Genomic DNA, 23,413 nt, shown 5'->3' with positions numbered 1-23,413 from the left:
ACCCGGCCACCCGCTGCGCGGTACGCGTGATCCGCCCCAACGGGGACAGCACCCGCCCCGCCATCGCATAACCGAAAGCAAACGCCACCACCGTCAGGCCGAGCAGGGCCAGCAGGGAACGGTTGAGGAGGCTGTTGAGGGCGACCGCGCGCTGGTGCTGAAGGCACTGCTCGACGGCCTGCTGGAGCAGCTGCCCGGAGGTCTCGGTGGGCAGGTCGCAGATGTCACTGGTCGACTGGAACTTCCCGCCGAGGATCTTCAGCGGCAGCGCACTGCCGTCGTGCAGCGCGTCCGCGGCCAGCATGTAGATGATCGTCAGCAGCACGATCCCGGCCATCAGGAACATGCCGCCGTACAGCAGTGTCAGCCGTATCCGGATCGTGGGCCGCAGCCACGGGAACGGACGGACATCGGCCGGCCTGGGGTCCCAGGTCGGCTTGGGCGGAACGGGCGGCGGCGGGGCGGCCGCCTTGGAGAACGAGGGCAGGGAGGGCATCGCGGTCAGATCCGGTATCCCGAGCCGGGGACGGTGACGATCACCGCGGGCTCGCCGAGCTTGCGGCGCAGCGTCATGACCGTCACCCGTACGACGTTGGTGAACGGGTCGGTGTTCTCGTCCCAGGCCTTCTCCAGGAGCTGCTCGGCCGAGACGACCGTGCCCTCGCTGCGCATCAGGACCTCCAGCACCGCGAATTCCTTCGGGGCGAGCTGGACCTCCTTGCCGTCGCGGAAGACCTCGCGGCGGTTGGGGTCGAGCTTGATGCCGGCCCGCTCCAGGACGGGCGGCAGCGCGACGGTGGTACGGCGGCCCAGGGCGCGTACGCGGGCGGTCAGCTCCGTGAACGCGAAGGGCTTGGGAAGGTAGTCGTCCGCGCCGATCTCCAGGCCCTCGACGCGGTCGCTGACATCGCCGGAGGCGGTGAGCATCAGGACGCGGGTGGGCATCCCCAGCTCGACGATCTTGCGGCAGACATCGTCACCGTGGACGACCGGGAGGTCACGGTCGAGCACGACGACGTCATAGTCGTTGACCGCGATCCGTTCCAGAGCGGCAGCGCCGTCGTAGACCACGTCGACCGCCATGGCCTCCCGGCGTAGTCCGGTGGCCACCGCATCGGCGAGCAGCTGCTCGTCCTCGACGACGAGAACACGCACGTCGCTAGTCCTTCCTCAGGGCCCTTTCGGGCAGGCACAACAAAGTCTTCAGAGCTCCTCCATCCTGCCCCGAAGAGCCATAAACCGGCGGTAAGAGGGGTGCGGAGGGGTGGAGGGCCGGGGCCGGGGGCGCCCGACGGGCAGGATTTCCGGGCGGGTTGAGGTTTCCCTGAGGTGGGGGGTGGGGAGGACGACTGCACACCCGAGATCACGCCCTGTTTTTTCGGCTACTTGCCATGAACTGATCCATCGCAGGGCCCACGCAGTGATCGACCCACCCGTCGGCACACCCCCGTGCCCACCGACCCACGACGAGGGGGCGCACATGGACGCGTTCACCGCAGGCATTTTGCAGCGCATAGAGAACACCGAAGCCGATCTGGACCGTGCCCGCGCTGCGGGCGATGACTTCCTCGCCGAGGTCGAGCAGGCAGAACTCGAAGATCTCCAGCGCCTGGCGAGCGAACACGGAGTGCGGTACGGCGCGGTAAGCAACGCCTGACCGCTTCCCGGCGCAGGGCGACAGCGCCCCGGCATCCAGGGGATGGTGCCGGGGCGCTGTGGTGCCCGGACGCGGGCCGGGTCAGTCGTGCCAGGCCCCGAGCTCGTCCAGGAGCGGCTGGAGCCGCTCGAAGAGGGCCGGGGAGGCGGCGAGGGTCAGCTCGTGGGAGGCCGGCCGGCCGGGACGGCCGCCGGTGAGCGCGCCGGCCTCGCGGGCGATCAGGGTGCCGGCCGCCAGGTCCCAGGGGTTCAGCCCGCGCTCGTAGTAGGCGTCGAGCCGGCCGCAGGCCACATCGCACAGGTCGATCGCGGCCGAGCCGGCCCGCCGGATGTCGCGGACCTGCGGCAACAGGGTGCGCACCACCTCCGCCTGGGCGGCCCGGCGCTCGGCGAGGTAGCCGAACCCGGTGCCGACGAGCGCCTGGGAGAGCGGCGGCGCGGGCCGGTGGCGGAGGCGCTCGCCGTGGTTGAACGCGCCACGGCCCACGACGGCCTGGTAGGTCTCGCCGCGCATCGGGGCGGCAACGACCCCGACGACCACCTCGCCGTCCTTCTCCGCCGCGATGGACACCGACCAGGCCGGCAGCCCGTAGAGGTAGTTGACGGTGCCGTCGACGGGGTCGATGACCCAGCGGATGCCGCTGGTGCCGTCGGAGCTGGCGCCCTCCTCCCCCAGGAAGCCGTCGTCGGGGCGGTGCTCCCCGAGGAAGCCGGTGATCAGCTTCTCGGAGGCGAGGTCCATCTCGGTGACGACGTCGATGGGGCTGGATTTGGTGGCGGCCACACCGAGGTCGGCGGGACGGCCGTCGCGCAGCAGCGCACCGGCACGGCGGGCGGCCTCCAGGGCCAGTTCGAGAAGTTCGTCGTACAGCGCGTCGCTCTGCGCCGGGGCGGTCTGCGGGGCGTCGGGGTGCAGCGGGTCGGGCACGATGCTCCTTGCTCGGACGAGCGGTGGTCGGGGTTGGGGCGTTACGCGCGGGCCTCGGCGGCCGGGCCCCGCCAGTCGGCGCCGGCGGCGGCCGGGCGCGGTGCGCGCGCCGGGCAGCAGCCGACCGGGCACAGGTCGTGACTCGCGGCGAGGGAGCCCAGGGCGCAGCGCTCCGGGGTGCGGCCCCGTTCGGCGGCCGCGCGCTCCAGGAGGAGGTCGCGGACGGCCGCGGCGAACCGGGGGTCGGCGCCCACGGTGGCGGACCTGGCGACCGGGAGGCCCAGCTCGGCGGCCTTGGCGGTGGCTTCGGTGTCGAGGTCGTACTTGACCTCCATGTGGTCGGAGACGAACCCGATGGGGGCCATCACGACGGCCGGGACGCCCGCGGCGTGCCGCTCCTCCAGGTGGTCGCAGATGTCCGGCTCCAGCCAGGGGATGTGCGGGGCGCCGCTGCGGGACTGGTAGACGAGCCGCCAGGGGTGGTCCACTCCGGTCTCCGCACGGACGGCGTCCACGATCACCCGCGCCACGTCCAGGTGCTGGGCGACGTAGGCGCCGCCCTCGCCGTCCTGGGTGTGGTCGGCGGGGGTGCCGGAGGCGTCGGCTGCGGCGGTGGGGATGGAGTGCGTGGTGAAGGCGAGATGGGCGCCGTCCCGCGCCTCCTGGGGCAGGGCGGCGAGCGACGCCAGCACACCGTCGATCATCGGGCGGATGAAGCCGGGGTGGTTGAAGTAGTGCCGCAACTTGTCGACCTGTGGCACCGGCAGCCCCTCGGCCCGGAGGGCGGCGAGGGCGTCGGCCAGGTTCTCGCGGTACTGCCGGCAGCCCGAGTACGAGGCGTAGGCACTGGTCGCCAGTACGGCGATACGGCGGTGCCCGTCGTGGACCATCGTGCGCAGGGTGTCGGCCAGGTAGGGCGCCCAGTTGCGGTTGCCCCAGTAGACGGGCAGGTCCAAGCCGTGCTCGGCGAAGTCCTTGCGCAGTGCGTCCAGCAGTTCCCGGTTCTGGGCGTTGATGGGGCTGACGCCGCCGAACAGGAAGTAGTGCTGCCCCACCTCCTTGAGGCGCTCGCGGGGGATGCCGCGTCCACGGGTGACGTTCTCCAGGAAGGGGACCACGTCGTCGGGGCCTTCGGGACCGCCGAAGGACAGCAGCAGCAGGGCGTCATAAGGGCGGGGATCGCACTGTTCGGGCATGCCATCGATCCTGCCACCCTTCCCACGGGGGCGGCGGGCAGGTCCCGTCGCACCCGTGGGCACGCCGGCGGCCCCGGTGGGCGTTGCCGAAAAGCCGAGGCGTACGGCGCCACCCCGCCCGTAAGCTGTATCGGCCCCTGTCATTCCTTACCGATCTTTCGGTCCTCACCGGCGGAGCACCCCCGTTGCCCAGTCCCTACCGCGCCATCTTCGGCCGCCCCGGCACCAAGTCGTTCTCGGCCGCCGGACTGCTGGGCCGGATGCCCCTGTCGATGATGGGCATCGGCATCGTCACGATGATCTCCCAGCTGACCGGCCGCTACGGCCTGGCCGGCGCGTTGTCCGCGACCCTCGCGCTGTCCGCCGCGGTCCTGGGCCCGCAGATCTCCCGGCTGGTGGACCGGCACGGGCAGAGCCGGGTGCTGCGCCCGGCCACCCTGGTGTCGATCGCCGCGGTCGCCGGACTGCTGCTGAGCGCGCAACAGCGCTGGGCGGACTGGCTGCTGTTCGCCTTCGCGGCCTGCGCGGGGTGTGTGCCGAGCGTCGGCTCGATGATCCGGGCGCGCTGGGCGGAGCTCTACCAGGGCTCCCCACGCGAGCTGCACACGGCGTATTCGTGGGAGTCGATCGTCGACGAGACGTGCTTCATCTTCGGGCCGATCCTGTCCATCGGCCTGTCCACCGCATGGTTCCCGGAGGCCGGGCCGCTGCTGGCCGCCGGCTTCCTGGCCGTGGGGGTCTTCTGGCTGACGGCGCAGCGCGCGACGGAGCCGGTGCCGCATCCGCGGGAGCAGCACGCCAAGGGGTCCGCGCTGCGCTCGCGGGGGCTACAGGTGCTGGTGGTGACGTTCGTGGCCACCGGCGCGATCTTCGGGGCGATCGATGTGGTCACCGTTGCCTTCGCCGAGGAGGTCGGGCACAAGGCGGCGGCCAGTCTGGTGCTGGCGGTCTACGCGCTCGGCTCCTGCCTGGCCGGTGCGGTCTTCGGACTGCTGCACCTGAAGGGCCATCCGTCCGGCCGCTGGGTGGTGGGGGTGTGCGCGATGGCGGTGAGCATGGTGCCGCTGCAACTGGTGGGCTCGCTGCCGCTGCTGGCCGTCGCGCTGTTCGTCGCCGGGCTGTCCATCGCACCGACGATGGTGACCACGATGGCGCTGGTCGAGGAGCATGTGCCGCGGGCGAAGCTGACCGAGGGTATGACCTGGACCAGCACGGGCCTGGCGGTGGGCGTCGCGCTGGGCGCGTCGGCGGCCGGCTGGGTGGTGGACGCCGCCGGGGCCGCCCGGGGCTATCTGGTGCCGGGGGCGGCAGGGGTGCTCGCCGCGCTGGTGGCGTTCGCGGGCTACCGCAGGCTCCGCCCGCAGCCCGCGCCTCCGGTGGCGGGCACGGCCGTGGCCGGCAGCCTGGCCGGCGGGCCCGGCACGGCCAACGAGCGGCAGGGCGAGGAGAGCGTCGCGTAGGGCCGCTCCGCAGGAGCCCGGTCGGACCGCTCCGTACGGGGCCGGCCCACCGGTTCGGGTGAACCCGCCCTGCCCCTCGGCGAGTTACCGGCGGTACGACATGTCCGGGAGCCGGGCATTTCCAGCCGATTCCTTGATCCTGTGATTCCCGTCACCCCACCTGAACGGCGCGTCGGTGACTGACATCATGCGCTCACACCAAGGCGGCCGAACCCGGCCGGCCCGCGTGGAGGGAGGGGACGTCACATGGCTCTCAGCAACGCCGTCGACGGCTCAGGAGGGCGCGGCCCGACGGCCGGGCCATGGCGCAACTGGGCGGGCAATGTCACCGCCCGCCCTGCCCGGAGCGTCGCCCCGGCGAGCACCGAGGAGCTGGCGGCCGCGGTCCGCGCCGCCGCCGAGGACGGGCTGACGGTCAAGGCCGTCGGCAGCGGTCACTCCTTCACCCCGGCGGCCGCCACGGACGGGCTGCTGGTCCGCCCCGACCGGCTGACCGGCATCCGCCGGGTCGACCGCGAGGCGGGCACGGTGACGGTGGCGGCCGGTACACCGCTCAAGCGCCTCAACGAGACGCTCGCCGCGCACGGACTGTCGCTGGCCAACATGGGCGACATCATGGAACAGACGGTCTCCGGGGCGGCTGCCACCGGCACCCACGGCACCGGCCGCGACTCGGCATCGATCGCCGCCCAGATCACCGCCCTGGAACTGGTCACCGCCGACGGCTCGGTCCTGACCTGTTCCGCCGAGGAGAACCCGGATGTCTTCGCCTCGGCGCGGCTGGGCCTGGGTGCGCTGGGCGTGGTCAGCGAGCTCACCTTCGGCGTGGAGCCGGAGTTCCTGCTGACCGCCCGCGAGGAGCCGATGGCCTTCGACGAGGTGACGGACCGGTTCAACGAGCTGGTCGCCGAGAACGAGCACTTCGAGTTCTACTGGTTCCCGCACACCGGCAGTTGCAACACCAAGCGCAACAACCGCAGCCAGGGCCCGCCGGCACCGCCCGGGAAGGTCAGCGGCTGGGTCGAGGACGAGCTGCTGTCCAACGGGGTCTTCCAGCTCGTCTGCACCCTCGGCCGGGCGGTGCCGGCCGCCATACCGGGCATCGCCAAGATCTCCAGCCGCGCCCTGTCGGCCCGTACGTACACCGACGTCCCGTACAAGGTGTTCACCTCGCCGCGGCGGGTGCGGTTCCTGGAGATGGAGTACGCACTCCCCCGGGCTGCCGCGGTGGCGGCGCTGGGTGAGCTCAAGGCCCTGGTGGAACGCTCGGACTTCAAGGTCAGCTTCCCGGTGGAGGTGCGGACCGCGCCCGCCGACGACATCGCGCTGTCCACCGCTTCGGGGCGCGACACCGTCTACCTCGCCGTACACATGTACCGCGGGACACCCTACGAGGCGTATTTCGCGGCCGCCGAGCGGATCATGACGGCACACGACGGGCGCCCGCACTGGGGGAAGCTGCACACCCGCGATGCCGCCTACCTTGCCGACGCCTATCCGCGGTTCGGTGAGTTCACCGCGGTGCGCGAACGGCTGGACCCGGAACGCCGGTTCGCCAACGCCTATCTGCGACGCGTCCTGGGGGCCTGACGACGACGGCTGCGACCCGGCGCCCTGTAGTGGGCACCGGGTCGCAGCCGTTGCGGCTCCGTCTCATCCGGACGGTCCGCCTCGTCTCAGGAGGAGGCGCCGGGGTCGGGGTCCGGTGCACCGGACTGCTGCCCGTCCGGACGGTCACCCTGGCTCCCGCCGTCGGTCGAACCGTCACCCGAACCGGTGGCGTCGTCGCCGGCCGAGCCGCTCGGGGACGGGTCCGGGGACGAGGGCGAGCCGGGGTCCGGCGACGTCTTGCCGCCGTCGGACGGGTCCGGCGACGGGGTGCCGCGGTCCGTTCCCTTGCCGGTGCCGGTGTCGCCCGACTTGCCCGGGTCCGGACTGGGGTCGCCGTTCCCGTGCCGCCTGTCGTCGTCCGGGGAGTGGCCGGTGCCGGGCGACTTCGGGGTGCGGGGCTGCTGCCGGTCCGATCCCCCGGTGTGGGTGAGGTTGCTCAGCGTGGTGCCCCGCGCGCCGCTCGGCGTCTGTCCGGTGATCAGCTCGGTACCGGTGACCACCCCCATGGCGAGCGCGAAGACCGCGAGCGCGCCGATCGCCGGCCGCTTCCAGCCACGCAGCCGGGTGCCGTACGTCGCGGTACTGAGCTCCTCGGGCGGGCCGTCCGGGTGCCGCGCGGCCGGGTCACCGGCCGGGCGGGCGGCCGCCTGCCCCGGCGCCATGGTCCGCTCGTCGAGACGCGGCACCGGCTGCGTCCGGTCGGCGGGCCGCCCCGGACCGGTCCCGTCCACCGCGCGCAGGGCACGGGTCGCATCGGGGTCGGCGGGGCGCAGCAGCCGCGTCGCGTCATCGTCCTGCGAGGCGGGACGGGCGCCCGCCGGGTCGCGCCGACGGACCTGTTCGACCCGCGGGATCAGCTGCGTACGGGCCGTACCGGCCCCGGCCGTCCTGGCGGCTACGGAGGTGACCTTGTCCTCCGCGCCCTCCTTGTCGAAGGTCGGCAGCACCATCGTGGAGGTGACCTGCCGGGCGTCCGGTGCGGTGGATCGAGTGCGGGCGGAGGAGAAGCGGCGTGGCTTCGGACGCGTGGTGACCGTCGCTTCCTTGAGCTGTTCGCCGGTGCGCCGGAACAGGTGCTGGAATATCGAGCCACCGGTGGTGGCCACGACGCTGACCACACCCGCGCCGATGATGGTCCCGTAGACGCCGAGCCGGCCCGCGAGGTACGCGGCGACCGCCGCGGCAAGCGCGCTGCCGGCCACCTGAGCAATGCTCAGGTCTATCCGCTTCTCCTTCTTCTTCGTGTCGCTTTCGGTTTCTTCGTCCATCTCCAACCTTTGATAGCCCCTTCGATCCATCTTGCATGGAGAAGTGACCATTCGGCGGAGCCAAAAGTTCCGATTTTGGGGAATCTGTGAAAATCGCCACCTGCGTGCCAGGTAGAGAGATCGACAAGACGACCACCCTCCGTTGCCCGCCCAGAAGTTCAGCGGCGCGGCGGTCCACCTCAGTGGTCCGAATGGAGTACTGTGGCGAGCCCTGGCCCCGGTTCCCGTCCGGCTGCCCGGAACCCATGGGAGGGGCCATGAAGGCGGCACTCCCCCGGGGCGCCGCCGCTCGGTACGGGTGAACGGCAACAGGGCAAGCGGCATGGTCACTGAGCGTGGCGAACAGGTAACCGTGTCATAACGGCGTTTCAGGGCCAAGCCCCGACACGCCGGGCAACTCGGCAATGTTGTGGCAGGCTGCACCCGGGCAGGCCACACTCGACTAGCGGAAGCAGCGACGCGAGTGACGTCGGCAGGCACCACCCGGGAGGTCCCCATGCCCGAACTGCGTGTCGTGGCCGTCTCCAACGACGGCACACGGCTGGTGCTCAAAGCTGCGGACAGCACCGAGTACACGCTTCCGATCGACGAACGGCTGCGCGCCGCCGTCCGCAACGACCGTGCGCGTCTCGGCCAGATCGAGATCGAGGTCGAGAGCCATCTGCGTCCGCGGGACATCCAGGCGCGTATAAGAGCCGGTGCCTCCGCCGAAGAGGTCGCCCAGCTCGCCGGCATCCCCGTTGACCGGGTGCGCCGTTTCGAGGGCCCGGTGCTCGCCGAGCGCGCCTTCATGGCCGAACGTGCCCGCAAGACCCCCGTGCGGCGGCCCGGCGAGAACACCGGTCCGCAGCTCGGCGAGGCGGTTGCGGAGCGGCTGTTGCTGCGCGGCGCCGACAAGGAGAGCGTGCAGTGGGACTCCTGGCGCCGGGACGACGGCACCTGGGAGGTGCTGCTCGTCTACCGCGTCGCGACCGAACCGCACTCCGCGAGCTGGACGTACGACCCGCCGCGCAGGCTCGTGCAGGCCGTGGACGACGAGGCGCGGGCGCTGATCGGCGAGAGCGACGACACGCCCGAGCCGAGCTTCCCGTTCGTGCCGCGGATCGCGCGGCTGCCGCGCGACCGGCCGCTGGACCGCGCGTTGGACCGGCAGACGTCCGAACGCGGCGAGCGCACGGCGCCGTCCGGCGGCGAGGACGACGAGGCGGTCGCGGAGGAGGCTGCCGCCGGTGAGCGGGAGCGGGATTCGCTGACCAGCCTGCTGGAGGCGGTACCGAGCTTCCGTGGCGACATGGTCGTACCGGAGAGCGTGAAGTCGGCGCAGAGCGAAGAGGAGTCCGAGGCCGAGGTCGAGGAGCCGCCCGCCCCGGCGGCCAGTGCGGGCGCGGGTTCCGCGTACGCCGATGTGCTGATGCCGCGCGCGGTGGCCGGCCACCGCGACCGGCTGACGGGGACGACGGACCGGCAGGCCGAGGCGGACGGCGTACGGCCCGGGCGCCGTGCCGCGGTGCCCAGTTGGGACGAGATCGTCTTCGGCACCCGGCGCAAGAAGCCGGAGTAGCGAGGCGGCCCCGGCCCGTCCCGCCGCGTACACCAGCCGTCCGCCCGCCCCCTGGAAGCAGGGAGCGGGCGGACGGCGTCGTATGACACCCCGTTTACAGGCCCCGGCGGGGGCTCAGCCGGGCTGCGGGCCGGTGGCGACCGGACGGGACGGGTCGGCCGACCACTCGCTCCAGGAGCCGACGTACAGGGCGGCGGGGACCCCCGCGACCGCGAGGGCAAGCACCTGATGGGCGGCGGAGACCCCGGAGCCGCAGTACACACCGACCTCCGCGTCCGCCGTGGCGCCCAGCGACGCGAAGCGCTTGGCCAGTTCCGACGCGTCGCGGAAGACGGTGCCGCCCTCGACGACGTTCTCGGTCGTCGGGGCGGACACGGCGCCCGGGATGTGGCCGGCGACCTTGTCGATGGGCTCGACCTCACCGCGGTAGCGCTCGGCGGCCCGTGCGTCCAGCAGGACTCCACGGCGGGCCAGGGCGGCCGCGTCATCGGCCCGCAGCAGCGGCAGCCCGCCGGGCACCGGGATGAAGTCGCCTGCCCGGGAAACCGGTTGACCGACGCTCAGTTCGCCGCCGGACGCCTGCCAGGCGGCGAGACCGCCGTCCAGGACACGCACGTCCGGGTGACCGGTCCAGCGCAGCAGCCACCAGGCGCGGGCGGCCGCCCAGCCCTGGCCGCCGTCGTAGGCGACCACGGGGCGGTCCGCACGGACACCGGCGGTCCGCATGGCGTCGGCGAAGACGTCGAGGTCGGGGAGCGGGTGCCGGCCGCCCGGACCGGGCGGCGAGGCGAGCTCGCTCTCGAGATCGACGTAGACCGCGCCGGGCACATGACCGGCCTCGTACACGGGACGACCGGGCGGGCCACCGAGTTGGTAGCGGACGTCCAGGAGCACCGGCGCGGTGGGCTGCGCCAGCTCGCTCGCGAGTTCGGTAGCGGTGATGATGGCATTCATGGGACTCATCCTTGCGTAGCGACGACTACGTACAGAAGGTGGGTGTCCACCCTCCGTATGACGCAGTTACACCCTTCAGTAACACCTCTGGAACGGATGGGAAACCTCAAAACGGGCATTCTCCCTCGCGAACGAGCCATGGACGGCGCGGCCGGGGCGCACACCAGGTCACAGGGTGCGAGCATCTGCTCGGGACCCGCGCCCGTGGCGCACATGGTCAGCACCCGACGCTCCGAGGAGAGAGTGACAATGACGACCGAGGCAGCGACCCGGCGGATGCACGGCGCGCCCTGCTGGGTGAGCCTCCTGGCCCACAGCCTGTCCGCGACGCAGGAATTCTACGGCGCGCTGTTCGGCTGGGAGTTCCGCCCGGGACCGCAGCATTTCGGTCCGTACGCCCGGGCTTTCCTCGACGGCCGGGAGGTCGCCGGGGTCGGCGAGCTGGCGCCCGACCGTCATCTTCCGGTCGCCTGGACCACCTATCTGGCCAGCGACGACACGGATGCGACGGCCGAGCAGATCCGTTCCTGCGGTGGGACGGTGGGCGTCGGGCCGCTGGATGCGGACGACGACGCGGGGCGGATGGCGATCGCCTCCGACCCGCAGGGAGCGATCTTCGGCATCTGGCAGGGCCGGTCGGTGATGGGCACCACGATCACCGGGGAGCCGGGCACCCCGGCATGGAACGAGCTGGTCACCCGGGACACGAGCTCCGTCCTGCCGTTCTACGAGCATGTCTTCGGCTATGAGGCGGAGCCCGTGGTCTCGGCCGGCTTCGACTATCTGACGCTGCATCTCAAGGACCACCCGGTGGCCGGCATCCACGGCGTGGGCAACTCCCTGCCGCGCGACCGGGGCTCCCACTGGATGACGTACTTCGCCGTCACCGACACGGACGCGGCGGCCCGCCGGGTCACCCAGCTGGGCGGACATGTGCTGCATGCCGCCCGGGACTCCGCGCACGGCCGGCTGGCGACGGTCGCCGACAGCGAGGGCGCCGCCTTCACGATCATCCAGCGGAGCTGAGGGACGGTCACACCAGGCGCTGCCGCCGTCCACGGTGGGCGCCGTGCCGGTGCTGTCCGCCCGGTAGCCGCCGTACGCGCGGCCCCGGCGTCGCCCGGTGGCCGGGTCTACTTCGCGCTGTCGACCGGCAGTACATCCGGGGAGAGCGCCGCCGCGCGGGTGGCCGCCGAGGTCTGACGGCGGCGGTGGTGACGCCGGCACAGCACCTCGTAGCCGACCTCGGCGTGGGGGCTGTCCACATCGCCGACGACATCGCCGACCACGACCTGGGCGCCCTCGACGACCATGCGCCCGTCGACCGTACGGGCATTGTGCGTGGCGCGGGCGCCGCACCAGCACAGCGCCTCGACCTGCAACACCTCTATCCGGTCGGCCAGTTCGACCAGGCGCTGGGAGCCGGGGAAGAGCTTGCTGCGGAAGTCGGTGGTGATGCCGAAGGCGAAGACGTCCAGTTCGAGGTCGTCGACGACGCGGGCGAGCTGGTCGACCTGTCCGGGGGCGAGGAACTGTGCCTCGTCGACGATGACGTAGTCGACCCGGCCGCCGGAGGAGAGGTGGCCGACGACATGCGTGTAGAAGTCCATGTCGTGCGCCGCCTCGACGGCCTCGGTGACCAGGCCGAGGCGGGAGGAGAGCTTGCCGCGGCCGGCCCGGTCGTTGCGGCTGTAGATCATGCCTTGCAGGCCGCGGGAGGAGCGGTTGTGCTCGATCTGCAGAGCAAGTGTCGACTTTCCGCAGTCCATCGTTCCGGAGAAGAACACCAGCTCGGGCATGGGAAGTGGCGGGCCTTTCGGGCTCGTACGGAGGAGGGCGGGACGGCGTGCGGGCGGCTGGCCGTGCAGGTCAGGTGCGGACTTCCAGGAGCGGCACCAGCTGCTCCACCGGGGTCATCGAGCCGTGCATGCCGACCATCTCCGACTCGCGGGGCTCTCGTTCGGTCGCGATGATCACCATGTCGGCGTGCGCGGCCGCCACGACATCGCCGATCCGGGCACGCACCCGGTCGTCGACCTGCGGCCCGAACCACCCCGCGGCGATGGCCTCTTCGCGGCTCGCCACCCACATCTGCTCGCCGACCACCTCGCGCCAGACGGCGAGCACATCGGCAGCCGCGCCCGGGTGGGCGTAGACATGCCGGGCCCGGCCCTCGCCGCCCAACAGGCGGACGCCGGCGCGCAGTTCCCAGTCCTCGTCGAAGTCGATCCGGGACTCGGGGCCGAAGGGGATGTCGATCATGCCGTGGTCGGCGGTGATGTAGAGGGCGCTGCGCGGCGGCAGCTGTTCGGCCAGCCGCTGGGCGAGCCGGTCGACGTACATCAACTGGCCGCGCCAGGCATCGGAGTTGACGCCGTAGCGGTGCCCCTTGCCGTCGACCTCGGAGTAGTACGTGTAGACCAGCGAACGGTCACCGGCGGCGAGCTGCTCGGCGGCGAGGTCCATCCGCTCCTCGCCGGAGAGCCGGCCGTGGAACGTACCGCCGCTCAGCGCGACCTGGGTGAGCGGGGTGTGCTGGAAGCTCGGCGCGGAGACCTGGCAGGTGTGGATCCCGGCGGCGTCCGCACGCTGGAAGACCGTCGGATACGGCTGCCAGGCATACGGGTCGGTCCACGGATACCAGCGCAGCTGGTTCATCAGGGCGCCGGTGGCCGGGTCCTCGCAGGTGTATCCGGGCAGGCCGTGGGCGCCCGGCGGCAGGCCGGTGCCGACCGAGGCGAGGGAGGTGGCGGTGGTGGAGGGGAAGCCCGCGGTGAGCGGACGGCCGCTGCCGTTGAACGACGTGCCCAGGAGCGAGGTGAGAAACGGCGCCTCCTCCGGGTGGGCGTGCAGCAGCTCCCAGCCGAGGCCGTCGATCAGGAAGACACAGGCCCGGTCGGCGGGGGCCAGCTCCATCGTGGTGGCGAGGCCGGTCATCCCCAGCCCGGTGGCGATGGTGGGCAGCAGATCGGCGAGCGAGCCGGTGCCGTACCGGGGTACGGGGGCGCTGAGCGGGTCGAGCGGTTCGGGTTCCGGCCAGGCGGGGGCGATGTGGACCATCAGCGGGGGCTGGGGGTGGCCGCGGTGGCCTCGGAGAGCGCCTGGGCGAAGGTGAGCGTCTCGCGCACCGAGTCCGGGCCGTCGCCGGCCTCGCTGACCCGCAGCGAGAGGTCGTCGGCGGTGGAGGAGCCCGTGTAGCCGTGGTCCGCCTCGCAGTTGGGGTCGCCGCAGGCGGCGGGCTCCAGGTCCAGGCGGGCGACCGCGCCCCAGCCGATGGTGAGCACGACCTCGCGGGGCAGCTGGCCCGGGGTGTACGACTCGGGGTTGGCGACCACCCGGCTGAGCACCACGGAGGAGATCCGGCTCAGCTTCACGGATTCGGTGGAGGTGGTGGCGTACGGCGACGGGGAGGTGGCGTCGGCCGCCTGCTCGTCGGTGTGGCTGACGATGAAGCGGGTGCCGGTCAGGACCAGGACCGTGACATGGCGGCGGACCTCGTTGGCGTCGAAGGTCGTCTCCTGATGGACGAGGTACGACACCACGGGCTCACCGCCGACGGCGGCCTGCACCGCCTCGGCCACGAGCGTCGGGTAATAGCCGCTGCGCTCGATCGCCGCGCGCAGCCCCTGGGTCGTCGTACCGGTCTTAGCCATGGGGTCCATCTTACGGGGCGTACCGGGCCGCGAGAGCCTCAGTAGACAGGCAGCCGGCGGGGGCCGAGGTCAGTGGTGGCAGGTGCCGGGGCCAGGCGCACGGTCGCTCCCAGTACGGACAGGCCGTGTGCGGCGACGACGACCGGTTCGAGGTCGACGCCGACGACCTCGGGGTGGTCGTCGACCAGCCGGGAGACGCGCAGCAGCAGCTCCGACAGCGCCGCGGTGTCCACGGGCTGGGAGCCTCGCCAGCCGAACAGCAGCGGGGCGGCGCGGATCGAGCGGATCTGCTCGGTGACCTCGCGGTCGGTGGCGGGGATGAGGCGGTGGGCGATGTCGCCGAGCAGCTGGGAGGGCGCCCCGGCCAGGCCGAAGGAGAGGACGGCACCGGCGGCGGGGTCGATGGCGGCACGGATGACCGTGTCGACGCCGCGCGGCACCATCGACTGGACGACCGGACGCAGCTCCTCCGGGGAGCCCAGGAAATCGGTCAATTCGGAGTATGTACGGCGCAGTTCGGCCTCGCCGGCGATGTCCAGGCGGACCCCGCCGAGGTCGGCGCGGTGGCGTAGATGGGGTGCGGTGGTCTTGAGGGCCACCGGGTAGCCGAGGCGGGCGGCGGCGCGGACGGCGGTGTCCGGGTCTGGGGCCGGGAGGACGGGGCGGGTGTGGATGCCGTAGCGGGCGAGCAGGGCCTCGGCGTCCTGGGGCGGCACCGGGACGGAGCGGCCCGTGGGGGCGTCGGGGGTCAGCCGCCCGAGGAGGCGCTCGATGTCGGCGCCGGCCGCCGCCTCCTGGATGTCGTCGTACTCGGGCACCCGGCCCGGCTCGGCGGCCTCCCGGCGCCAGGCGGCGTAGCGGACGGCCTCGGCGAGGGAGCGCACGGCGCGCTCGGCGGCGGGGTAGGCGGGGATACGGAGGGGGGCACGGCGAGGCCGGGGCGGGGTGTTGGCCTCGGCGTCGCGGGCCGGGCCCTGCTGTCGCCCGGAGAGGGGGAGGGTGGGCGGCGGGCCAGGGGGAACCAGGGGGCGTGGGCGGTTCGGGGGGCTGTGCGGGGCCGGCGGGAATTGTGAGATCCCGGCAGGGGCGGGAGCCGGGTCCGCGGGGCGGGCCGCCTTGTCCCCGGCGGAGGCTGCGGGCCCGGGCGACTGTGCCGATGCCGGCTCTGGTTCTGTTCCTGGTTCCGGTCCTGGTTCCGGTCCTGGTTCCGGCGCCCGTTCCGGTTCCGGTGCCGCGAGTGTCTCGGCGAGACCGTCCATGGCGAGGTGGACGACCGTGACCGGCTTCTCCGGATGCGCCGCGGCCGCGGTACGCAGCGCAGCCGCGAGTGCGGCGCCCTCGCTGTCGGCCAGGGAGACGGCTGCCCCCTCCCCCACCCAGGGAATGGCCGTGACGACCACGGCATCGCAGCCGTCGCCGGACAGCGCCTCGGCGAGCGCCGCCCGGAAGTCGTCCGGGGTGGCGGCCGAGGGCAGTACATGGGGGCGCTGCGGACGCAGCCCCTCGGTCAGGCAGGCGTCGTACGCGAGCAGCGCCAGCGACTCGGAGTTGCCGAGGATGGCGATGCGCGGGCCGGCCGGCAGGGGCTGGGAGGCCAGCAGCAGACCGGCGTCGATCAGCTCGGTGACCGTGTCGACGCGGATCACGCCGGCCTGGCGCATCAGGGCGGCGACGGTGCTGTCGGGGACGCGGACCGTGGGCACGGCGTGGCCGGGCGGGGCGGTGCCGTTGTGCCGGGCCCCCTTGGCGACCACGACCGGTTTGACGGCGGCGGTGCGGCGGGCGAGCCGGGCGAATTTGCGCGGGTTGCCGATGGACTCCAGATACAGGATCACGACGTCGGTGTCCGGGTCGTCGTACCAGTACTGGAGCAGGTCGTTGCCGGAGACGTCGGCGCGGTTGCCGGCCGAGACGAAGGCGGAGATACCGGCGATACCGCCGTCACCGGGGCCGCGCGCATGCAGCCCGCTGAGCAGGGCGATGCCGATGGCACCGGACTGGGTGAACAGGCCGATGTGGCCGGCACCGGGCATCTGGGGTGCGAGGGAGGCGTTCAGCCGGACGTCGGGGGCCGTGTTGATCAGCCCGAAGGCGTTGGGCCCGATGAGCCGCATGCCGTACGAGCGGGCCTGGCGGAGCAGGGCTCGCTGCCGCTCCCGGCCGTCCTGGCCCGCCTCGGCGTAACCGGACGACAGGATCAGCACGCCCTGGACGCCGTGTTCACCGCAGTCACGGACCACGTCGGGGACGTGGTCCGCGGGGACGGCGATGACGGCGAGGTCGACAGGATCGGGGATCTCCCGCAGGGCGCGGACGGCCGGCACGTCTTCGGGGCGCAGCCGCTGCATGTCTTCGGGGAAGGCGTGGTTGACGGCGTGCACACGGCCCGTGAAACCGGAGTCCAGGAGGCTGCGCAGGGCGGTGCGGCCGACGCCGCCGGGGGCACGGCCGGCACCGATGACGGCGACCGAGCCCGGGGCGAGCAGGCGCTGCACGGAGCGGGCCTCGGCGCGCTGCTCACGGCCGCGCATCACGGCCATGGACTGCTCAGTCGGCTCCAGGTCGAACTCCAGGCGGACCACACCGTCTTCGAAGGTGCGCTTCTGGGTGTAGCCGGCGTCCGTGAACACCTTGATCATCTTGGAGTTCGCGGGGAGCACCTCGGCGGCGAACCGGCGGATGCCGCGCTCGCGGGCGACGGCCGCGACGTGCTCCAGGAGGGCGGAGGCGACACCGCGGCCCTGGTGGGCGTCCTGGACGAGGAAGGCGACCTCGGCCTGGTCGTCCTCGGGGTTCTTGGCGGGCAGGCCCTGGTCGTCGATCCGGTCGTAGCGGACGGTGGCGATGAACTCGCCGCCGACGAGGGCGGCGAGCCCGACCCGGTCGACGTAGTCGTGGTGGGTGAAGCGGTGTACATCGCGGTCGGACAGGCGCGGGTAGGGCGCGAAGAAGCGGTAGTACTTCGACTCGTCCGAGACCTGTTCATAGAAGGAGACCAGCCGCTCGGCGTCATCCGGGGTGATGGGGCGGATCCGCGCCGTGCCGCCGTCACGCAGCACCACGTCGGCTTCCCAGTGGGTCGGGTATGCGTGGTCCGGCGGCTTCTGCATGCCGACAGGGTACGACCGGGCACCGACAACCGGGGCCGCGCGCGTACGCTCGGGGTGCGGGGCAGTCGGGCGCGGCCGTATGGACATACGGACCGGCCCGGTCGGCCGAGCCTCCGTTGGGAGGACCAATAGCCGCGAAAGGCCAGGCCTCAGGGCTGCGGAGCACTTCCCACAGCGTGAGAGACTGGTCTAGACAACAGTCACGACTTTGAAGGGCAACACCATGGCTGAGCGCCGCGTCAATGTCGGTTGGGCCGAGGGCCTGCACGCCCGCCCCGCGTCGATCTTCGTCCGTGCGGCCACCGCCTCCGGCGTCCCGATGACGATCGCCAAGGCTGATGGCAACCCCGTCAACGCGGCCTCCATGCTCGCGGTCCTGGGCCTGGGCGCCCAGGGCGGCGAGGAGATCGTGCTGGCCTCCGACGCCGAGGGCGCCGAGGAGGCACTCGACCGCCTGGCCAAGCTCGTCGCCGAGGGCCTCGAGGAGCTCCCCGAGACCGTCTGAGTCCGCCAGGACCTCTGCATGCGGCGGCCCCGCCGCGGGGACCGGTGACCGGTTGCCGCGGCGGGGCCGTTTCCGTGTACCGGAATCCGGTCGCTGCGCCTGTGGCCGGGATACCGATATCGCGCTCACCGCAATGCGCCGTACGCATTACCGCACGGGGGAGCTAAATTCTGGGCGGCCCGACATACGCTGCAATACGCAAGAATTTGGCACGCGCCCTTCCCTGTCCCACGTGCCGCAAAATAGGCAGCGGAATTCTGGCTGAAGGCGGACTGAAAAGATGAAGCCGCCACGGTGCCGGAGAAATATTCGCACTTCTTTGTATACGGGGCCATTGTTAAGGGCGGGCGCGCGCCGTGTTGACGCGTGGTTTCGGATCCCTCACCTCCGTCTTGGCGGGGCGCCGCAGCCGGTACACCGGGAGTGAGCGCTCGACATGAGCCGCCATCAGGGCGCGGGCCCGCTCCGCGTCCCCCCGGGCCACCGCGTCCAGCACCGCACCGTGTTCGTCCCACGACTCCCCGGCCCGGGCCGGCAGTTCCACCACGTACATCCACTCGATCTTGCGCCGCAGCTGGGTGAGCAAGGCCGTCAGACTGGGGCTGCCGGCCGCCTGGGCCAGCGTCTCGTGGAACCAGCCGTCCAGTTGGCGCAGATCCGCGGGGTTGCCGTGACGGGCCCGCTCGCGGCCGAGCCGTACCAGACCACGGAGCACCTTCAGGTGAGCCGGGCTGCGGCGGGCGGCCGCACGAGCGGCCCCAAGCGGCTCCAACAGGGCGCGGACGGCGAGGAGATCGGCGGCCTCCTGCTCGGTGGGCTCGGCGACACAGGCGCCTGCGTGGTGGCGGGTGGTGACGAACCCTTCGGACTGCAAGGTGCGCAGCGCTTCACGGACCGGCACTCTGGAGACGCCGTACCGGGCCGCCAGGATCTCCTCGATCAGCCGGCTCCCCGGCGCCAGCGCGCCGGAGACAATGTCGTCGCGAATCGCCGTGCACACCGCATGCGCGGAAATATGGCCTCGCATCTTCCGTGCCTCCGCCGTAATCCCCTGGAAACGCCGCCGGTCGGCGACTTTTCCGTGACTCTATTCGACGGGAACGGCTTTTCCGAAGGACTCCGGTTATTCATGGATATTTTTTGGCCAGCAGCCGCGGGTCGCCGGCGTATCGCGGGTCGCCGGCGTATCCGGTGCACGCACGCCGCACACCGCACGCCGGATAACGCCGAAGCCCCGGCCGTGTGGCCGGGGCTTCCGACGGATACGCGGTGCAACGCGGGCCCTGCGGGGCGCGCGGCCGGGCGGGGCGGGAGGTCAGGCGTTGACGCCGTGCGAGCGCAGGTAGGCGACCGGATCGATGTCCGAGCCGTAGTCGGCGCCGGTACGGGCTTCGAAGTGCAGGTGCGGGCCGGTGGTGTTGCCGGTGGAGCCGGAGAGGCCGATCTGCTGGCCCGGGGTGACGTGCTGGCCGACCGAAACGCCGAGCGACGACAGGTGACCGTACTGGGTGTAGGTGCCGTCGTTCATCTTGATCACGATGTTGTTGCCGTACGCACCGCCCCACCCGGCCTCGACGACGGTGCCCGAGCCGACCGCGTGGACGCTGGTGCCGGAGGCGGCGTGGAAGTCGATACCGGTGTGGCTGCCCGAGGACCACAGGCCGCTGGAGGCCTTGTACGAGGTGGAGACGTAGGAGTTCGCGACGGGGGCGACAAAGGTGTTGAGGCGCTTGCGCTCCGCCTCACGGGCGGCGCGCTCCTTGGCCTTGCGGGCGGCCTCGACGCGCTGCTTGGCTTCTTCGGCCTGCTTCTTGGCCACGGCCTCTGCCTTGGCCTTCGCGGCGGCGGCCTCGGCCTCTGCCTGCTGCGCGTCCGCCTGGGCCTCGACATGGTTGGCGAGCTCGTCGCCCAGCACGACGGCCCGCTGGAGACCGGTGTCGTGGGTGCGCGCCTCGTCCGTGGCCGCCAGCGCCGGCGAGGCCACGGAGGCGACAACGCCGCCGGCCGCGAGGGTGGCTATGCCGGCGATGTTGCGGGTCGTTCGAGCGGGGCGGTTCGCACGACGGTGCTTCCCGGTGGCACGGATGAACGCCATGTGGCTGGCTTGTCCTTTCCTTCCTTCTCGCCTACCGGGTTAGCTGACGGGTTCGGAGCAGGAAGGTCTCCTACGGGCTCCTCCGGAGAGGAGTCCGATTCACCCCAAGGGACACTGGGTCCCCGGCTCCCCTGGCTCGCGCCGTACGGGGACTCGGCGATGGCTGCCCGGTGCCACTGTTGTGGCGGACTTGTGACGAACAGCCGGACCGACGCTAAACGGGGCAACTTTCAATCGGCAAACAGAACCGCTTTTTTGTGCGGGATGCCACAAGAACCGTGGCACCAGCCGCGATAAACCGGACATACAGCGGCTCCCGTGGCGCGAACGCCACGGGAGCCGCTTTGTCGATATATGACCTTCCGTCACATGGCGGGACTAACCGCTGACGACCGTCACCTCACCGATGCCCAGCGCCTTGATGGGCTCGGCGATCTGCGCCGCATCGCCCACCAGCACCGTCACCAGCCGGTCCATGGGGAAGGCGTTGACCGCCGCCGCCGTCGCCTCGACCGTGCCGGTCTCCGCGAGGCGGACGTACAACTGCGCCTGGAAGTCGTCCGGCAGGTGCTGTTCCACCTGGTCAGCGAGGGTGCCCGCGACGGCTGCCGCGGTCTCGTACTTCAGCGGCGCCACCCCGACGAGGTTCTGTACGGCGACATCCCTCTCGTCGTCCGTCAGCCCCTCTGCCGCGAGGGTGCGCAGCACCTTCCACAGATCCTCCAGCGCCGGGACGGTGGAGGCGGTGTCCACCGAGCCGCTGATGGCGAGCAGCGAGGCTCCCGTGGCCCCCTCGGGGGAGGTGGGGGCGGTGGAGCGGAGCACCTGGCCGAAGGCGCGCACCCCGTAGGTGTAGCCCTTCTCCTCCCGCAGGACGCGGTCCAGACGGGAGGTGAGGGTACCGCCCAGGCAGTACGTGCCGAGGACCTGCGCGGGCCACACCCGGTCGTGCCGGTCGGCGCCGATACGGCCGAGGAGCAGCTGCGTCTGGACGGCACCGGGGCGGTCCACGATCACCACGCGGCCGGTGTCGTCGGCGACGATCGGCGAGGCCTTCAGCGGCTCGGCCGTCGAGCCGCTCCAGGCACCGAGGGTGTCGGCGAGCGCGGCCTCCAGGTCGACGCCGGTGAAGTCACCGACGATGACGGCGGTGGCCGTGGCGGGACGTACGTGGGCGTCGTAGAAGGCGCGGACGGCCCCGGCGTCGACGCGTCCGACGGTCTCCTCGGTGCCCTGGCGCGGCCGCGACATCCGGGATGTGGCCGGGAACAGCTCCTTGGACAGCGCCATCGCGGCGCGCCGGGCAGGGTTGGCGAGCTCGTGCGGGATCTCGTCGAGACGGTTGCGCACCAGCCGCTCGATCTCGCTCTCCGGGAAGGCGGGCGCGCGCAGCGCGTCGGCGAGCAGCCCGAGCGCGCGGTGCAGCCGGGACGCCGGCACTTCGAGGGACACCCGTACACCGGGGTGGTCGGCGTGCGCGTCCAGTGTGGCGCCACAGCGTTCCAGCTCGGCGGCGAACTCCTCGGCGTCGTGCTTGTCGGTGCCCTCGGACAGGGCGCGCGCCATGATCGTGGCGACGCCGTCCAGGCCCTCGGGCTCGGCGTCCAACGGGGCGACGAGGTTGATCTCGACGGCGACGACCTGCTGGCCGGGGCGGTTGCTGGTCAGGAGCGTGAGCCCGTTGGGCAGTTGGCTGCGGCCGGGGGCCGGGAAGGCCCACGGCCTGGGCGCACCGCCCTGGGGCTGGGGGTGAAAGTCCATGCTGCTCACGGGGGAATCGGCGTGGGTGGTGGCGTCGCTCACTGGTCCGCCTCCCCTTCCTCGGTGTCGGCGGCGTCGGTGGGCTCGTAGACGAGCACCGCGCGGTTGTCGGGGCGCAGCCGGGCCTTGGCGACCGCCTGCACCTCCTCGGGGGTGATGTCCAGGACACGCTGCACGGCGGTCAGCGCGAGCTGCGGGTCGCCGAACAGGACGGCGAAGCGGCACAGTTCGTCGGCGCGGCCGCTGACCGTGGCCAGCCGGTCCAGCCATTCGCGCTCCAGCTGGGCCTGTGCCCGCTCCATCTCCTCCGGGGTCGGGCCCTCGGCGGCGAAGCGGGCCAGCTCCTCGTCGACCGCGCGCTCGATGCCGGGGACCTCCTCGCCGCCGGACGTCTTCACATCCAGCCAGCCCAGCGAGGGTGCGCCCGCCAGCCGCAGCAGGCCGAAGCCGGCCGCCACGGCGCTGCGGTCGCGCCGCACCAGCCGGTTGTACAAGCGGGAGGACTCGCCGCCGCCCAGGACGGTCAGCGCGAGGTCCGCGGCGTCCGCCTCACGGGTGCCGTCGTGCGGCAGACGGTAGGCCGCCATCAGGGCACGGGCGGGCACATCCTCCTCGATGACCTCGCGCAGCTCACCGCCGATGACGTCGGGCAGCGTGCCGTCGCGCGGCGGCTGCTTGCCGTCGTGTCCGGGGATCGAGCCGAAGTACTTCTCCACCCAGGCCAGCGTCTGCTCGGGGTCGATGTCGCCGACGATCGACAGGACGGCGTTGTTGGGCGCGTAGTACGTGCGGAAGAACGCCCGTGCGTCCTCCAGGGAGGCCGCGTCCAGGTCAGCCATCGACCCGATGGGCGTGTGGTGGTACGGGTGGCCCTCCGGGTACGCCATGGCCGTCAGCTTCTCGAAGGCCGTGCCGTAGGGGACGTTGTCGTAGCGCTGGCGGCGCTCGTTCTTGACGACGTCGCGCTGGTTCTCCATGGAGTCGTCGTCGAGCGCGGTCAGCAGCGAGCCCATCCGGTCCGCCTCCAGCCAGAGCGCGAGCTCCAGCTCATGGGCGGGCATGGTCTCGAAGTAGTTGGTGCGCTCGAAGCTGGTGGTGCCGTTGAGCGAACCGCCGGCACCCTGCACCAGCTCGAAGTGGCCGTTGCCCTTCACCTGTGCGGAGCCCTGGAACATCAGGTGCTCGAAGAGGTGAGCCAGGCCCGTACGGCCCTTCACCTCGTGGCGGGAGCCGACGTCGTACCACAGGCAGACCGCTGCGACCGGGGTCAGGTGGTCTTCGGAGAGCACCACGCGCAGGCCATTTGCCAGCCGGTGCTCGGTCGCTGTCAGGCCGCCGGAGCCGGCTTGTTCTGTGGCCGTGTGACCCATGGGCATGTACGTCCCTTCGATCCGCTTGCGAGGAAGTTCTGTCACTGTATGCAAGCGGATCGGCATCTGGCGAAGTTCCCGTGCGACCGGCCCCGAACGTGCGTCGCCCTTCGGCCCCCGCAGGAGCCGAAGGGGGAGTCGCGGTCGGCGTTGTCAGTGGGGCGGTCCACAATGGTCCGCGTCAGACTCACACATACTCGCGGGTCGATCGCCAGCTGGTTGACCCGGCCAGTTGACCGTTGGTCCGATGTCGCCCCCGACCTCGGCAGTAGACGCAGCAGAAGG

At 72.0% G+C, this 23,413-nt stretch carries 19 protein-coding genes, 1 pseudogene and 1 riboswitch; of the genes and pseudogenes, 6 read left to right on the top strand and 14 right to left on the bottom strand.

Going from position 1 to position 23,413, the window contains the following annotated elements:
- Window positions 1-496, bottom strand: a pseudogene (locus tag IF67_RS0128675) (HAMP domain-containing protein); the annotation flags it as partial.
- 5 nt (window positions 497-501) lie between these two features.
- Window positions 502-1,155, bottom strand: coding sequence for a response regulator transcription factor (locus IF67_RS0128670; RefSeq protein ID WP_006602630.1), 654 nt, complete (start codon window positions 1,153-1,155; stop codon window positions 502-504).
- A gap of 325 nt (window positions 1,156-1,480) precedes the next feature.
- Between IF67_RS0128670 and IF67_RS44395 the strand changes: the two genes are divergently transcribed.
- Window positions 1,481-1,657 (top strand): hypothetical protein, encoded by a 177-nt coding sequence (locus tag IF67_RS44395; protein ID WP_199812797.1) that lies wholly within the window; start codon window positions 1,481-1,483, stop codon window positions 1,655-1,657.
- 81 nt (window positions 1,658-1,738) lie between these two features.
- Here IF67_RS44395 and IF67_RS0128660 read toward each other — a convergent pair whose 3' ends face one another.
- Together IF67_RS0128660 and IF67_RS0128655 are read right to left on the bottom strand one after the other, a co-directional pair.
- Window positions 1,739-2,584, bottom strand: a complete 846-nt coding sequence (locus IF67_RS0128660) for an inositol monophosphatase family protein (RefSeq protein WP_030990525.1) — start codon at window positions 2,582-2,584, stop codon at window positions 1,739-1,741.
- 41 nt (window positions 2,585-2,625) lie between these two features.
- Window positions 2,626-3,780 carry a ferrochelatase gene (locus IF67_RS0128655; protein ID WP_030990524.1) on the bottom strand — a complete coding sequence of 385 codons (1,155 nt, stop codon included), beginning with the start codon at window positions 3,778-3,780 and terminating at the stop codon, window positions 2,626-2,628.
- 185 nt (window positions 3,781-3,965) lie between these two features.
- Here IF67_RS0128655 and IF67_RS0128650 point away from each other — a divergent pair, with 185 nt between their 5' ends.
- On the top strand, window positions 3,966-5,240 hold the full coding sequence (locus IF67_RS0128650; RefSeq protein WP_030990523.1) for an MFS transporter: 1,275 nt from the start codon (window positions 3,966-3,968) through the stop codon (window positions 5,238-5,240).
- 246 nt (window positions 5,241-5,486) lie between these two features.
- The gene (locus tag IF67_RS0128645; protein ID WP_030990522.1) at window positions 5,487-6,830 is read left to right on the top strand and encodes a D-arabinono-1,4-lactone oxidase; all 1,344 of its coding nucleotides are present in this window, start codon (window positions 5,487-5,489) and stop codon (window positions 6,828-6,830) included.
- 86 nt (window positions 6,831-6,916) lie between these two features.
- Here the strand turns inward: IF67_RS0128645 and IF67_RS0128640 are convergent, their stop codons facing one another.
- On the bottom strand, window positions 6,917-8,119 hold the full coding sequence (locus IF67_RS0128640; protein WP_030990521.1) for a hypothetical protein: 1,203 nt from the start codon (window positions 8,117-8,119) through the stop codon (window positions 6,917-6,919).
- 496 nt (window positions 8,120-8,615) lie between these two features.
- Here IF67_RS0128640 and sepH point away from each other — a divergent pair, with 496 nt between their 5' ends.
- Complete coding sequence (sepH, locus tag IF67_RS0128635; protein ID WP_030990520.1) at window positions 8,616-9,680, top strand: septation protein SepH; 1,065 nt, start codon at window positions 8,616-8,618, stop codon at window positions 9,678-9,680.
- A gap of 114 nt (window positions 9,681-9,794) precedes the next feature.
- Here the strand turns inward: sepH and IF67_RS0128630 are convergent, their stop codons facing one another.
- Window positions 9,795-10,634: a sulfurtransferase gene (locus IF67_RS0128630; RefSeq protein WP_030990519.1), complete on the bottom strand. Its 840-nt coding sequence runs from the start codon at window positions 10,632-10,634 to the stop codon at window positions 9,795-9,797.
- A gap of 249 nt (window positions 10,635-10,883) precedes the next feature.
- On the opposite strand from IF67_RS0128630, the gene IF67_RS0128625 reads away from it, so the two are divergent.
- Window positions 10,884-11,660 carry a VOC family protein gene (locus IF67_RS0128625; RefSeq protein ID WP_030990518.1) on the top strand — a complete coding sequence of 259 codons (777 nt, stop codon included), beginning with the start codon at window positions 10,884-10,886 and terminating at the stop codon, window positions 11,658-11,660.
- A 107-nt stretch (window positions 11,661-11,767) separates the two neighbouring features.
- Here IF67_RS0128625 and IF67_RS0128620 read toward each other — a convergent pair whose 3' ends face one another.
- From IF67_RS0128620 to IF67_RS0128605, 4 genes are all read right to left on the bottom strand, one after another.
- Entirely contained in the window at window positions 11,768-12,433 is a 666-nt protein-coding gene (locus IF67_RS0128620; RefSeq protein ID WP_030990515.1) for a thymidine kinase, read from the bottom strand.
- Between the two features lie 70 nt (window positions 12,434-12,503).
- Window positions 12,504-13,694, bottom strand: a complete 1,191-nt coding sequence (locus IF67_RS0128615; protein ID WP_030990513.1) for an alkaline phosphatase family protein — start codon at window positions 13,692-13,694, stop codon at window positions 12,504-12,506.
- Window positions 13,694-14,287: a DUF5998 family protein gene (locus tag IF67_RS0128610; RefSeq protein WP_030078412.1), complete on the bottom strand. Its 594-nt coding sequence runs from the start codon at window positions 14,285-14,287 to the stop codon at window positions 13,694-13,696. The genes IF67_RS0128615 and IF67_RS0128610 overlap by 1 nt, the downstream gene beginning before the upstream one ends.
- Window positions 14,288-14,325: 38 nt before the next feature.
- Window positions 14,326-17,397, bottom strand: a complete 3,072-nt coding sequence (locus IF67_RS0128605) for a bifunctional GNAT family N-acetyltransferase/acetate--CoA ligase family protein (RefSeq protein ID WP_030990510.1) — start codon at window positions 17,395-17,397, stop codon at window positions 14,326-14,328.
- Window positions 17,398-17,620: 223 nt separating this feature from the next.
- On the opposite strand from IF67_RS0128605, the gene IF67_RS0128600 reads away from it, so the two are divergent.
- The gene (locus IF67_RS0128600; protein WP_030990508.1) at window positions 17,621-17,902 is read left to right on the top strand and encodes an HPr family phosphocarrier protein; all 282 of its coding nucleotides are present in this window, start codon (window positions 17,621-17,623) and stop codon (window positions 17,900-17,902) included.
- Window positions 17,903-18,239: 337 nt separating this feature from the next.
- Here the strand turns inward: IF67_RS0128600 and IF67_RS0128595 are convergent, their stop codons facing one another.
- From IF67_RS0128595 to IF67_RS0128580, 4 genes are all read right to left on the bottom strand, one after another.
- Window positions 18,240-18,929, bottom strand: a complete 690-nt coding sequence (locus IF67_RS0128595; protein ID WP_030990507.1) for a GntR family transcriptional regulator — start codon at window positions 18,927-18,929, stop codon at window positions 18,240-18,242.
- Between the two features lie 288 nt (window positions 18,930-19,217).
- Window positions 19,218-19,997 (bottom strand): M23 family metallopeptidase, encoded by a 780-nt coding sequence (locus tag IF67_RS0128590; protein WP_030990505.1) that lies wholly within the window; start codon window positions 19,995-19,997, stop codon window positions 19,218-19,220.
- A 13-nt stretch (window positions 19,998-20,010) separates the two neighbouring features.
- Window positions 20,011-20,166: riboswitch (cyclic di-AMP (ydaO/yuaA leader) on the bottom strand.
- A gap of 209 nt (window positions 20,167-20,375) precedes the next feature.
- Window positions 20,376-21,758: a M16 family metallopeptidase gene (locus IF67_RS0128585; protein ID WP_030990503.1), complete on the bottom strand. Its 1,383-nt coding sequence runs from the start codon at window positions 21,756-21,758 to the stop codon at window positions 20,376-20,378.
- Window positions 21,759-21,796: 38 nt separating this feature from the next.
- A complete protein-coding gene (locus IF67_RS0128580; RefSeq protein ID WP_030990501.1) occupies window positions 21,797-23,128 on the bottom strand; it encodes a M16 family metallopeptidase in 1,332 nt (443 codons plus the stop codon).
- Window positions 23,129-23,413: the final 285 nt, after the last annotated feature.

The sequence above is a fragment of the Streptomyces sp. NRRL S-1813 genome (assembly GCF_000719605.1).
In the GTDB taxonomy this organism is placed as follows: Bacteria; Actinomycetota; Actinomycetes; order Streptomycetales; family Streptomycetaceae; genus Streptomyces; species Streptomyces decoyicus.
Note: the sequence above shows the minus strand (reverse complement) of the source record. Positions and strands in the feature narration are given on the sequence as shown.